Annotated in this window: 11 protein-coding genes; 9 read left to right on the plus strand and 2 right to left on the minus strand. The window is 74.4% G+C overall.

Annotated features, from left to right (window positions below):
* Positions 1–12 precede the first annotated feature (12 nt).
* Positions 13–1,389: an MFS transporter gene (locus OHA34_RS36055; protein WP_285936827.1), complete on the minus strand. Its 1,377-nt coding sequence runs from the start codon at positions 1,387–1,389 to the stop codon at positions 13–15.
* A 151-nt stretch (positions 1,390–1,540) separates the two neighbouring features.
* Between OHA34_RS36055 and OHA34_RS36060 the strand changes: the two genes are divergently transcribed.
* From OHA34_RS36060 to OHA34_RS36095, 8 genes are all read left to right on the plus strand, one after another.
* Complete coding sequence (locus tag OHA34_RS36060) at positions 1,541–2,563, plus strand: NAD-dependent epimerase/dehydratase family protein (protein ID WP_285936826.1); 1,023 nt, start codon at positions 1,541–1,543, stop codon at positions 2,561–2,563.
* Between the two features lie 28 nt (positions 2,564–2,591).
* Entirely contained in the window at positions 2,592–3,680 is a 1,089-nt protein-coding gene (locus OHA34_RS36065; RefSeq protein ID WP_285936825.1) for a dihydrodipicolinate synthase family protein, read from the plus strand.
* 91 nt (positions 3,681–3,771) lie between these two features.
* The gene (locus OHA34_RS36070; protein WP_285936824.1) at positions 3,772–5,100 is read left to right on the plus strand and encodes a hypothetical protein; all 1,329 of its coding nucleotides are present in this window, start codon (positions 3,772–3,774) and stop codon (positions 5,098–5,100) included.
* A 135-nt stretch (positions 5,101–5,235) separates the two neighbouring features.
* Positions 5,236–6,579, plus strand: a complete 1,344-nt coding sequence (locus tag OHA34_RS36075) for an APC family permease (RefSeq protein ID WP_285936823.1) — start codon at positions 5,236–5,238, stop codon at positions 6,577–6,579.
* Positions 6,580–6,764: 185 nt separating this feature from the next.
* The gene (locus OHA34_RS36080) at positions 6,765–7,694 is read left to right on the plus strand and encodes an ABC transporter ATP-binding protein (RefSeq protein WP_285936822.1); all 930 of its coding nucleotides are present in this window, start codon (positions 6,765–6,767) and stop codon (positions 7,692–7,694) included.
* Positions 7,691–8,518 (plus strand): ABC transporter permease, encoded by an 828-nt coding sequence (locus OHA34_RS36085; protein ID WP_329520124.1) that lies wholly within the window; start codon positions 7,691–7,693, stop codon positions 8,516–8,518. The genes OHA34_RS36080 and OHA34_RS36085 overlap by 4 nt, the downstream gene beginning before the upstream one ends.
* A gap of 65 nt (positions 8,519–8,583) precedes the next feature.
* A complete protein-coding gene (locus OHA34_RS36090; RefSeq protein WP_285936820.1) occupies positions 8,584–9,807 on the plus strand; it encodes a sensor histidine kinase in 1,224 nt (407 codons plus the stop codon).
* On the plus strand, positions 9,804–10,409 hold the full coding sequence (locus tag OHA34_RS36095; protein WP_329520125.1) for a response regulator transcription factor: 606 nt from the start codon (positions 9,804–9,806) through the stop codon (positions 10,407–10,409). Before OHA34_RS36090 ends, OHA34_RS36095 begins: the two co-directional genes overlap by 4 nt.
* Positions 10,410–10,431: 22 nt before the next feature.
* Here OHA34_RS36095 and OHA34_RS36100 read toward each other — a convergent pair whose 3' ends face one another.
* Positions 10,432–11,424, minus strand: a complete 993-nt coding sequence (locus OHA34_RS36100; protein ID WP_329520126.1) for a helix-turn-helix transcriptional regulator — start codon at positions 11,422–11,424, stop codon at positions 10,432–10,434.
* A gap of 62 nt (positions 11,425–11,486) precedes the next feature.
* On the opposite strand from OHA34_RS36100, the gene OHA34_RS36105 reads away from it, so the two are divergent.
* Entirely contained in the window at positions 11,487–12,974 is a 1,488-nt protein-coding gene (locus OHA34_RS36105) for an MFS transporter (protein ID WP_285936817.1), read from the plus strand.
* Positions 12,975–13,088 lie beyond the last annotated feature (114 nt).

Genomic DNA, 13,088 nt, shown 5'->3' on the forward strand with positions numbered 1-13,088 from the left:
GCGGCAGGACGGTTAGGCCGCCTCGGCGGACTCGGCGGTCATGTCCACGTCGCGGGTCTCCGGGCCGAGCAGGGCGCCGGTCACGGCGAGCAGGCCGCCGAGGACCAGCAGCGCGACGGCGGTGTACCGGTGCGGCATCACCTGGCCGAGCCCGGTCTGGAAGAAGGCGTAGAACGCGGGCACGACCATGCCGAGGCTGTAGCCGAGGCCGTAGCCGGACGCGCGCACGCCGGTGCGGAACCGCTCGTTCAGGTAGGTGGTCAGGCAGCCCCACGGCACGCTGATCAGCAGGGTGATCGCGACCGCGAGGACCAGCACGCCGCCGAACGAGGTGACCCTGCCGCCCGCGATCATCGTGTACGGGACCGGCACGATGATCGCGCAGAGCAGCCCGCCCGCGATCAGCAGCGGGCGCCGGCCGAGCCGCTGCGACAGCAGCCCGCCGCCGAGGTAGACCAGCACCACCAGCGCGTTGGCGATGATCAGGGTGAACGTGACCTGGGTCGGGCTCAGCCCCGCCTGGGTCTTCATCAGGCCGGGCAGCACCGCGGTCAGCATGTAGGAGGTGAACCACATCCCGGTGGTCAGCACGAAGACCTGGAGGAAGTCGCGGCCGGTGCGCCCGCGCAGCAGCTCGCGGACCGGGGTCTTGGCCGGGGTGTCCGGCTCGTCCGGCGCGGTCTCGAAGACCGGCGACTCCTCGACGTTGCGGGCGTACCACCAGGCGAAGCCGACCGAGATCGCGGCGCCGATGACGAACGGGATCCGCCAGCCCCACTGCACGTACGGGCTGTCGATGCCGCCCGCCGGGATGATCTGGAGCAGCCCGAAGGTGAGCAGCGCGATCGAGCAGTAGGCGACGGGGAAGCCGGTGGCGATCACGCCGCCGTACAGGCCGCGCCGGTGCTTCGGGCTCGCCTCCAGGGCGAGCGGCGTCGCCGAGGAGTACTCGCCGCCGAGGAAGACGCCGTCGATGAAGCGGAGCGCGATGAGCAGCACGACCGCGGTCATGCCGATCTGCTGGTAGCCGGGCAGCAGCCCGATCGCCAGGGTGGTGACGCCGAACCCGGTCACCGAGATCACGGTGATCCGGCGGCGGCCGATCCGGTCGGCCAGGTTGCCGAACAGCAGTGCGCCGAGCGGCCGGCCGACCAGCGTCGCGGCGAACACGGCCGCGGAGATCGCCGACTGGGTGCTCTCCGACACGCCGGTCGCGGCGAAGTAGGCGCTGGCCGGAGCCAGCGCGATCACCGGCAGGTAGATGTCGAAGAGGTCGGCGAAGAAGCCCAGCCACGCGCCGAACACGGCCTTGCGCGTGCGCCGGGCGGAGGGCGCCCCGGCGGATCCCTCCCCGGCGGGTGCCGGAGGTCCAGCGAGGCTCTGGCTCATCACGCCTCTCTTTCCAGGTTATGAACCTGCATGAAACTCTTATCTCGGACGGCGCCGAGCGTAGAGTGCCGTTTTTAGCGTGGTCAAGGGGTCATTGTGAACTTTTGGGGACCAGTGGCGGGTTTTTCCGAGTGCCTGCTAGGTTTCGCTCATGCTTGAAACTGATGAGCTGGCCGCGATCGACCGGCACCTGTACGAACCGACCCCCGCGCTCGTCGGTGACCTCGACGAGCTGGACGGCGACCTGCTGCTGCTCGGCGCGGGCGGCAAGCTCGGCCTCAGCCTGTCCCGGATGGCCCGGCTCGCCGCCGACCGGGGCCGCGCCCGGCGGGTCATCGCGGTCTCCCGCTTCGGCGACCCCGCGGTGCGCGCCGAGTTCGAGGCCGCCGGCGTCGAGGTGCTCCCCGCCGACCTGAGCGACGAGGCCGCGCTCCGCGACCTCCCGGACGCGGCCAACATCGTCTACCTGGTCGGCCGCAAGTTCGGCACCAGCGGCGACCCGTGGACGACCTGGGCGCTCAACACCTACCTGCCCGGCCGCGTCGCCGAGCGGTTCCCCTCCTCGCGGATCGTCGCGTTCTCCACCGGCAACGTGTACCCGCTCGCCCCCCTCGCGTCCGGCGGGGCGCTGGAGGGGGACGCGCCGGACCCCGCGGGCGAGTACGCCCAGTCGTGCCTCGGCCGCGAGCGGCTCCTCCAGCACTTCTCCGCCGTGAACGGCACGCCGATGTCGATCCTGCGCCTCAACTACGCCATCGACCTGCGCTACGGCGTCCTGCACGACGTCGCGACCCGGGTGTTCGCCGGCGAGCCGGTCGACGTCACGATGGGCTGCGCCAACGTGATCTGGCAGGGCGACGTCAACGCGATCACGCTGCGGTCGCTGCTGCACTGCGACTCGCCGCCGGACGTCCTCAACCTGACCGGCCCCGAGACCGTCTCGATCCGCTGGCTGGCGGAGGAGTTCGGCCGCCGGTTCGACCGCGGGCCCGAGATCACCGGCACCGAGGCGGCGACCGCGCTGCTCAGCAACGCCGCCAAGTGCACGGGCCGGTTCGGCTACCCGACCGTCCCGCTGGAGCGGATGATCGACTGGACCGCCGCCTGGATCGCCGCCGGCGGGCCCAGCCACGGCAAGCCCACCCAGTTCCAGCAGCGCGCCGGCGCGTTCTGAGCGCCCCCCGACCAGAGAGGAACCACCCATGGACGTGACGGGACTGCTGCACGGCGGCCTGGCGATCCCCGCCCACCCGCTGGCGCTGGACGAGCGGCTCGGACTGGACGAGGCGCGCCAGCGGGCGCTGACCCGCTACTACCTCGGCGCCGGCGCGGGCGGGCTGGCCGTCGGGGTGCACACCACCCAGTTCGCCATCCACGACCCGGCCGTCGGCCTCTACGAGCCGGTGCTGGCGCTGGCCGCCGAGGAACTGGACCGCGCGGACCGCGACATCGTCCGGATCGCCGGCATCCTCGGCCCGACGGACCGCGCCGTGCGGGAGGCGGAGATCGCCGCCGGCCTCGGCTACCACCTCGGGCTGGTGTCGATGGCGGCGTGGGGCGACGCGGCCGAGGACGAGATCCTCGCGGGCGTCGCCGCGGTCGGCGAGATCCTGCCGGTGTTCGGCTTCTACCTCCAGCCCGCCGTCGGCGGCCGGATCTTCTCCCGCGGCTTCTGGCGGCGGTTCTTCGAGATCGGGACCGTCCGGGCCGTGAAGGTCGCGCCGTTCGACCGGTACAAGACCCAGGACGTCGTGCACGCCCTGGTCGCGGCCGGACGCGACGGCGACGTGGCCCTCTACACCGGCAACGACGACAACATCGTCGCCGACCTCGTCACCCCGTTCCGCGTCCGCACGGCGGGCGGGGTCCGGACGGTGCGCTGCGCCGGCGGGCTGCTCGGGCAGTTCGCCGTCTGGACGGCCGCCGCCGTCGAGCTGGTCCGCCGCACCGGCGAGATCGCGCGCTCCGGGGCGCCCGTCCCGGCCGAGCTGCTCGGGGTGGGCGCCGACCTCACCGACGCCAACGCCGCGGTGTTCGACGCGGCGAACGGCTTCCACGGCTGCGTCCCCGGCATCCACGAGGTGCTGATCCGCGAGGGCGTGATGGCCCACCGCCGCTGCCTGGACCCGGACGAGGACGTGTCGCCCGGCCAGGAGGCGGAGATCGATAGGGTGTGGCGCGCGTACCCGCACCTGCGCGACCCGCGTGCCCTCGCCGAGCTGCTCGACGGCGCGGACGACGGGGACGGCGCCGCGCGGGTCCCCCACGTCCCCCAGGCCGAGGTCGGATGAGCTCACACGGTCCAGCGGTCCCGCCGCCCGCCCCGCGCGGCGGCGGGACCACCGCGCCCGGCAGCGGGCCCGGAGTCGACGAGGAAGCGCCGTGGCAGCCGTCAGCGTCGGCCTGATCGGGCCCGGCGACCTGGTCGAACGGGTCGCCGCGGTCTGCGCCGAGACCGAGGGCGTCCGCGCCCTGCCGCTGCCCTACGGGCACGAGGACGAGACCGCCGGGCTGGTCCGGTCGGTGCACGACGACGCCGACGCGCTGCTGTTCACCGGGATCGTGCCCTGGACGATCGCGCGCGGCGAGGGGCTGCTCGACCGTCCGGCCGAGTACGTCTCCTACACGGGCGCGACCCTGCTGCGCGGGCTGGTGGAGCTGCTGCGCCTCGGCCACGACGTCTCCGGCGCCAGCATCGACACCCTCCCGCGCGACCAGGTCGAGGAGACGATGCGGGAGGCGCGGCTGCCGACCGGACGGCTCCGGGTGCTGGAGCACCGGCCCGGCCTCGCCCACGACGACTTCGTCGGATTCCACCGGGACGCGCACGCGCACGGGTCGACGATCGCGATCACCTGCCTGCGGTCGGCGTACGAGGCGCTGGAGCCAACGCTCCCGGTGCTGCGGCTCCAGCCGTCCCGGCACTCCACCCTCGAGGCGCTGCGCACGCTGGTGCTGCGGGTCAGCGACGCGCGCAGCAGCGACGCGCAGGTCGCGATCGGGCTGATCGAGCCCGGCCCCGGCGCCGGTCCGGGCGCGGCCGGGCAGCTCCGCCGCCGGGTGGCCGCGCTCGGCGGCAGCCTCGCCCGGGTGGACGAGCGCACGCACATGCTGATCATGACGCGGGGCCCGCTGGAGGAGCTGACCGCCGAGTTCACCCGGCTGCCCCCGGACGGCTTGTTCGGGATGGGCGGCGCGGGCGCGCGGACGGGCCTCGGGCTCGGCGCGACCGCGGCGGAGGCCGAGGCCCGCGCCCGCCGCGCCCTGGCCCGCGCCCGCGACGTCGGCGCGACCGCGGTCGTGGCGACGGCCGACCACACCGACCTGGTCCTCAGCGGCCCGGCCCCGGCGGCCGAGGACGCCCTGGGCGGGCGGGCCGGGGTCAGCCTGGCGCTGGTGGCGCGGCGCGTCGGCGTCCGCAAGGAGACCCTCGAACGGCTGCGCGGCCTGCGTCCCGCGGGCGGCGTCGCAGACGCGGAGAACGCTGCGGACGGAGCGAGCGGCACGGACGCGGCGAGCGGCACCGGCGCGGTGGGCGGGGCCGGGGAGCTGACGGCCAAGGACGTCTCGGCGGGGCTCGGCATCGAGGAGGGCTCGGCGCGGCGGCTGCTGAAGCGGCTCGAACGGGCCGGGGTCGCCGAGCCGGTCGGCAGCGTGCACACCGCCGGCCGCAGCGGCCGTCCCCCGGTGGTCTACCGCCTCAAGCTCTGAGATCGCCCGCGCTCTGAGGAGACGCGGGCCGTTCACGGCCTGCCTTGCGGGAGGTCGCCCGCGCCGCTCGGTAGGTTGATGACCGTCGCCAGCACGCCCCCCGGACCGAGCAGGACCGGACCCGGGGGAGACCGCATGGAGGCGCAGGGGCACCGCACGCAGACCCAGGGGCTGAGCCGCAGCCTGTCGCCGCGCGACCTGGTCGTGTACGGGCTGCTGTTCATCGGGCCGATGGCGCCGGTGGGCGTGTACGGCGTCCTCGACGCCAAGAGCGTGGGCGCGGTCGCCGCCGTGTACGCGGTCGCGACGGTCGCGATGGGGTTCACCGCGTTCTCGTACGCGCGGATGTCGCGGGAGATCCCGAACGCCGGATCGGTGTTCGCCTACGCGAGCGCCGGGCTCGGCCGGCCCGCCGGATTCCTGGCGGGCTGGATGGCGATGCTCGACTACCTGCTGATCCCGTCGGTGGCGTACCTGTTCTGCGGGATCGCGCTGCACGCGCTGGTGCCGCCGGTCCCGGCGTGGGTGTTCACGCTGGTCGCGTTCGTGGCGACGACCGCGTTCAACCTCGCGGGGGTCCGGGTCGCGGCCCGGATCGGCTTCATCGTGATCGTCGTGGAGATCGTGCTGCTGGCGGTGTTCGTCGTGGCCGCGCTCGTGGTCCTCGCGGCCCACGGCCCGGCCCGGCCGTGGGCCTCGCCGTTCACCGGGACGGGCGGCGGCTCGCTCACCCTGGTGATGGGCGCGGTCTCCGTCGCCGTCCTGTCCTACCTGGGATTCGACGCGATCGCCTCGTTCGCCGAGGAGAACGCCGGGGACCCCCGGCAGGTCGGGCGGGCGGTGCTGTTCTGCCTCGGGCTGGCCGGGCTGCTGTTCGTCGTGCAGACCTACCTGGCCGGGCTGCTGATGCCGGTGACGCCGCAGGAGCTGGCCGACCACCCGGCCGACCAGGGCACCGCGTTCTACACGATGGCCGACTCGGCGATCGGGACGTGGCTGTCCACGGCGTTCTCCGTCGTCAAGGGCGTCGGCCCGGCGTTCTCGGCGATGACGGCGGTCGCCGCCGCGTCCCGGCTGCTGTACGGGATGGCGCGCGAACGGGGCCTGCCCCGAGCGCTCGCGTCGGTGGACGCGCGCTCGCGCGTCCCGCGAACCGCGCTGCTGGCCACCGCGGGCCTCACCCTGGTCGTGTCGGTGTGGGCGGCGCGCCGCCCCGACGGGCTCGACCTGCTGGTCTCGATCGTCGACATGGGCGCGCTGGCGGCCTTCACGCTGCTGCATGCCTCGGTCGTCGGCTACTTCGTCGTCCGGCGGGGGAGCCGGGCCTGGCTGCCGCACCTGGTGGTGCCGGTGGTCGGCGCCGCCGTCACGATCTGGATCATCGTGCTGGCCACCACGTCCGCCAAGGTGGTGGGCGCCGTGTGGCTGGTCGCGGGGCTGGTGCTCGCGGCCGTCCGGCAGCGCCGCGCGGCCCGCTGACCCCGCCGTCCCGCCCCGCCGCCGGCACCGACCGACCGAACTGACCCGTCCGCCCGTTTCGGCCTGAGCCACGGCTCCCCGGCCTGCGGAGATGACACCTGTCACGGCGCACACCTGACAGGTGCCGCCGGAGCCGGTGACAGCCGCGTCTACCGGGCCGCGCCCGCGGTCGCGAGGCTGGAACCATGCAGACCAGCCCACCCATCCAGGTCACCGGCCTCCACCAGCGGTACGGCGGGTTCGAGGCCGTCGCCGGGATCTCGTTCGACGTCCGCGAGGGCGAGCTGTACGCGCTCCTCGGCACCAACGGCGCGGGCAAGACGACCACTCTGGAGACCCTCGAGGGCCACCGGCCCGCACACGCCGGGACCGTCCGGGTCCTCGGCCGCGACCCGCACCGCGACCGCCGCGACGTCCGCCCCCGCATCGGGATCATGCTCCAGGAGGGCGGCTTCTTCGGTGACCTCACCGTCGCCGAGACCGTCGCCCACTGGCGCGGCTTCACCCCCCGCCCGCGCGACCCGGACGAGGTGATCGGCCCGGCCGGCCTCGCCGACCGGGCCGACGTGCGGGTCCGGCAGCTCTCCGGCGGGCAGAAGCGGCGGCTCGACCTCGCGCTCGCCCTCCTCGGCCGTCCCGAGGTGCTGTTCCTGGACGAGCCGACGACCGGCATGGACCCCGAGGCCCGCCGCGCCACCTGGACGATCGTCCGGGACGTGGTCGACGCCGGCACCACCGTCCTGCTCACCACCCACTACCTGGAGGAGGCCGAGCGGCTCGCCGACCGGCTCGCCATCATGCACCGCGGCCGGATCGAGCTCGCCGGGACGGTCCGCGAGGTCGTCGCGGGCCACGGCGACCGGATCAGCTTCCGGCTGCCCGAGCGGTTCCAGGTGGCCGAGCTGCCCGCCCTCGGCGGCGTCCGCGCGGGCATCGAGGTCGACGGCGGCCGTGCCGTCGCCACCTACACCGTGACCGGCCAGGGCCTCCAGGCCGGCCTGTACGACCTGCTGCGCTGGGCCGACGGGCGGCGCGTCGCGCTCGACGGCCTGCACGCCCGCAGCGCCTCGCTGGAGGACGTGTTCCTGAGCACGGCCGAAGGAGCGGACCAGTGACCCTCGCCCGACCTGCCGGCATCCGGCCCCCCGGCCTGGCGCCCCTGGCCCGCGTCGCCCGGCTCGACCTGACCCTGCTGTGGCGCAACCGCAGCGCGCTGTTCACCGTCGCCGGCCTGCCGCTGCTGTTCGCCGCGATGCTGGTGCCGATGAAGGGCAAGCCGATCGAGGGCGTGGACGGCGCCCTGCTCCAGGGCACCGGCCACCTCGCCTTCTTCGTCGTCTTCGCGGTGTTCATGAACCTGGTGAACGGGCTCACCGCCCGCCGCGAGGACCTCACCCTCAAGCGGCTGCGCGGCACCGCGCTCTCCGACTCCGAGATCCTCGGCGGCGGCGTGCTCACCGCCGCGGTGATGTACGCCGTCCAGGCGGGGGCCCTGCTGGTGCTGCTCGGCGCCGCGCTCGGCGGCCGGTTCCCCGCCGACCCGCTGCTGCTGCTCGCCGGGCTCGGCGGCGGCGTCGCGGTCTTCGCGCTGCTCGCCTTCGCGGTGTCCGGGCTCACCCCCAACAGCGACATGGCCGCGCTCACCGTCCTGCCGATCATGTTCGCCTGCATGGGCGGGGCGGGCGTGATGTTCCCGCTGGACGCGCTGCCCGCCGCGGCCCAGGAGGCGCTGCGGCTGCTGCCGCTGTCCCCGGTCGTGGAGATCGTCCGGACGGCCTACTTCGGGCAGGACTTCGTCGCCTACGGCCCGCATCCGGGCGTCGGCCTCCTCGGAGGCTGGGAGGCGTGCGCGCGCTCGTTCGCCGTCCTCGCCGCGTGGATCGTCGTCGGCCGCCTGCTCGCCGCCCGCTGGTTCCGCTGGGAGCCCAGGCGCGCGTGACCGAGACGATGGGCCGGCGGGCACGGGCGCAGCGGATAGGGTGCGCCCCGGGGGAGGGACGGGATATGGGCACGCCGACGTCGGCGCAGCTGGAAGAGCGCGCGGCCAGCGGATTCGAGGAGTACCGGAAGGTGACCTACCGGTCCTTCCTGATCGCCGCGCTCGGCGTGATCTCGCCGGCGGTGGTCGGCCTGGTGCAGGGCCACACCTCGGGGAAGGTGCCCGTCCCGGTGACGGCGCTGGCCGCGGTGGGCCTCGGCCTGTTCCTGTGGCTCTACTCGCGGCTGGTGCAGGGCAGCATGCGCAGCGGGGCGTCCCGGCGCGACATCGTGCTGAGCGCCGTGTCGGCGGGCCTGCTCAGCCTGATGATGCTGGGCAGCCCGGTCTTCTGCGTGATCCCGGTCTTCTGGGCGGCGACGGTGGCGCTGTCGGTGCCGGGCCGGCGCGGCCAGATCCTGCTGTGCCTCGGCACCGCGGCGTTCGGCACGGTGCTCGTCGCGGTCGCCGTCGGCCTCGACCGGTCGCCGGGCTGGGACCTGCGGCACTGGTACCTGGTGCCCGCGGTGTTCGCCGGCTTCGCCGGGCTGTGCTGGCTCCTGATCTTCATCAACCTCTACCAGCGCCGCATCTGGGACCTCCACCAGGAGGCGCACGCCGCGCGCGAGGCGCAGGCCCGGCTCGCCGTCACCGAGGAACGACTCCGGTTCTCCCGCGACCTGCACGACCTCCTCGGCCACAGCCTGTCGCTGATCGCGGTGAAGAGCGAGCTGGCGATCCGGCTGTCCGAGCCCGACCCGGCGCGGGCCCGCGCCGAGATGGCCGACGTCCGGCAGGCCGCCCGCGACGCGCTGCGCGAGGTCCGCTCGGCCGTCCGCGGCTACCGCGCCGTCGAGCTGGACGCCGAGCTGGCCGGGGTGCGCGCGGTGCTGGAGGCGGCCGGGGTGCGCTGCGAGGCCGCCGCCCCGCCCGCCGCCCTGCCGCCCGAGGTCCGGTCGGTGCTGGCCTGGGTGATCCGGGAGGGCGCGACCAACGTGATCAAGCACAGCGAGGCCCGGCACTGCGCGATCGCCCTGGCCTCCCACGGCGGATCGGTGGTGCTGGAGATGCGCAACGACGGGACGGGCGACGCCGAGGGCGGCGCGGGCTCCGGCCTGACCGGGCTGGCCGAGCGGGTCGCGGTCGTCGGCGGCGACCTCACCGCGGCCCGCGACGGCCGCGACGGGTTCCTGCTGCGCGCCGTCGTCCCGCTGCCGGCGGCCGGCGCCGAGCGGGCCGGGAGCACGGCGTGATCCGCATCCTGCTGGCCGACGACGAGCACCTGATCCGCGGCGCCGTCGCCGCGCTGCTCGGCCTGGAGGACGACCTGGCCGTGGTCAGCGAGGTCGGCCGCGGCGACGAGGTCGCCGGCGCCGTCGCCGCGCTCGACCCCGATGTCGCGGTGCTCGACATCGACATGCCCGGCGCCGACGGCCTCACCGTCGCCGAGCAGTTGAGCGCCGCCGGGGCCCGCTGCGCGGTGTGCATCCTCACCAGCTTCGGCCGCCCGGGGTACCTGCGCCGCGCCATGTCCGCCGGGGTGCGCGGCTTCGTCGCCAAGGACGCCCCGACCGAGGAGCTGGCCGCCGCGATCCGCAAGGTCCACGCCGGTCGCCGCTACCTGGACGCCGAGCTGGCCGCGAGCGCCATGGCCGCGGGCGACAACCCGCTGACCGCGCGGGAGCGCGAGATCCTCCGGCTGACCGGCGCCGGCACCCCCACGTCCCGCATCGCCGCCCTGCTGCACCTGTCCGAGGGCACCGTGCGCAACTACCTGTCGACCGCGATGACCAAGCTCGGCGAGTCCAACCGCCTCGCCGCCGTCCGCGCCGCCCAGGACATGGGCTGGATCTGACCCGCCGGATCCCACCCCGGATCTACTCGCCGGCCTGCCGGTAGCGCCGGGCGAGCGTGCGGCAGGCGTCCCTCAGTTCGCCCGGCTCGATGATGGTGATGTCGGCGTCGAAGGTGGCGAGCAGGCCGGCGACCCCGGCCCAGGACCATGCGCCGAGGGTGATGCGGGTCTGCGTGGGGGCGACGTACTCGATGACGGAGCCGCCGGGTGCCCAACGGGCGACGACGTCGGGGGGCAGCTCCATCAGGACGGTGCCGAGGCATGGCCATCGGGCCGGGGTGTCTCCTCTGTCGTGGCTGGTCATCACGTAGCGGGCCACGTCGGGTTCGGAGAGTTCGCGGCGTTGGAACGGGGTCCCGGTGGGTGCGTGGGCGTGGATGCGATCCACGCGGTAGATGCCCCAGGCTTCGGTGGCGGGGGTGTAGGCGACGAGGTACCAGCGCCCGGCCCACATGACGAGGTGGTGGGGTTCGACCCGTAGCGGCGGCGTGAAGCCGGGGTCGTTCGGGTGGAGGCGGAGGCTGTCGGGGGTGAGGTAGTCGAAGCGCAGCAGGTGCCCGTTGCGGACGGCGTAGCCGACGGCCTTGAGGGTGTCCGGGGCGATGGGGGGTGCGGGGAACTCCCAGGAGTTGCCGATGGCGGTCAGGTGCATCGCGTCGACCTCGGCGCGGAGGCGGGCGGGCATGACCTGCCTGATGCTGGTCAGGGCGCGGGCGGCGGCGTCGTCGATGCCGGCCACACTGGCCGGCGCGGTCTGGAGGGCGACGGCGACGGCGACGGCCTGCTCGTCGTCGAGCAGCAGCGGGGGGAGCCGGCCGCCGGCGCCGAGCCGGTAGCCGCCGTCGGGGCCCTTGAGGGCCTGGACCGGGTAGCCCAGCTCGCGCAGGCTCTCCACGTCACGGCGCAGGGTGCGGGTGCTGATACCGAGCCTGTCGGCCAGGTCCCGCCCGGACCGGTTCGGGCGGGCCCCGAGCAGGGACAGCAGGCTGAGTAGGCGCGAGGACGTTGTGGCCATGGACCCATCGTCGGCCAAGAAGCGGCCATTCGGCGTCCGCTTCTGCTGTCACGGTGTGGCCCATGAGCTCAAACACCGCTTCCCACACCGCTTCCCACACTGCCTCCCGCGGGGATCCCCGACCAGGTGCGCTGGCCGGCAGGGCCGCCGGGATCGCCCTGCTCGTGGTGCTGTTCGCCTCGTTCATGGACCTGCTGGACGTCACGATCGTCACGGTCGCCGCGCCGGCGATCGCGGCCGAGTTCCACGCGAGCCAGGCCCAGTTGCAGTGGATGCTGGCCGGGTACGTCCTCGCGATGGGGTCGGGTCTGATCACCGGCGGGAGGCTCGGCGACGACTACGGCCGCCGCCGGATGTTCCTGGCCGGCCTGGCGGTCTTCGCCGTTGCGTCCGCGGCGTGCGCGCTGGCGACGGGCCCGTCGATGCTGATCGGCATGCGCGTCCTCCAGGGCCTGGCCGGTGGCCTGATGGTCCCGCAGGTGTTCGGGATCATCCGCTCCTCGTTCGACCCCGCCGGGATGGCCAAGGCGTTCGGTGCGTTCGGGGCGGTCCAGGGCCTGGCCGCTGTGGCCGGGCCCCTGATGGGCGGGTTCCTGGTCGACGCGGACCTGTTCGGGCTGGGCTGGCGGACCATCTTCTGGGTGAACGTGCCGATCGCGGCCGTCGCGCTCGTGCTGGGGTCCCGCGTCCTGCCGGAATCCACGAGCCGGCACCGGGCGGCGCTGGACGTCATGGGCGCGGTGCTGTTGACGCTGGGTGTGATCCTGGTGCTGCTGCCCCTGGTCCAGGGCCGTGATTGGGGCTGGCCGTGGTGGGGTTTCGCGCTGATGGCGGCCGGGGTGCTGCTGCTGGGCGGGTTCCTGGCCCATGAGCACTCGGTTGTGCGGCGCGGTGGTCAGCCCGTGCTCGACCCGGCGCTGCTGCGGGTGCGCAGCTTCGGCGCGGGACTGATGGCCTCGGTGTTCTTCTTCGGCGCCGTCGGTGCGTTCTTCCTGACGCTGTCGATCTACCTTCAGGCCGGTACCGGACGCACCGCCTGGCAGACCGGTCTGGTGATCCTTCCCTACGCGATCGGGTCCATCCTCACCTCCGGCCTCGGCGTCGCCATGGCCGCCAAGGCGGGCCGGGCGCTGCTGGTCGGCGGATCGTCGGCCCTGGCCGCGTCGCAGGCGCTGCTGTGGTTCATCGTCCGCGATGGTCACGACCCCGGGTACTGGATGCTCGCGCCGGCACTGTTCATCGGCGGTCTCGGGCTGGGCCTGGCGGCGCCGATCCTGGTCAATGTCGTCCTCGCCGGCATCCCGGGCAAGGACGCCGGCGCGGCCGGGGGTGTTCTCTCGACGGTGAACCAGATCGGTGGTGCCGCCGGCGTCGCCGCCGTGGGGACCCTCTTCTTCACCGTCCTGGACGGCCATGCCGCCGATGCCGCCCGGCTACCGGGGTTCAGCGACGCCTTCGCGGCCGTACTGCCGGTCGAGATCGCGCTCTACCTGCTGGCCGCCGCACTGATGCTGCTGCTTCCCCGGACCACGGCCGCGCACAGCGGGTGACCCGCGCCCACCCACATCGCCCCGCGCGCCGCCGCCCCGGGACGGCGCCCGCACCGACCGGTGATCAAGTTGAGACCCGCCGCCGCCCGGGGCGGGGTGGGCACCGCGGCGGCG

The organism is Spirillospora sp. NBC_01491, from assembly GCF_036227065.1.
Taxonomy (GTDB): domain Bacteria; phylum Actinomycetota; class Actinomycetes; order Streptosporangiales; family Streptosporangiaceae; genus Spirillospora; species Spirillospora xylanilytica.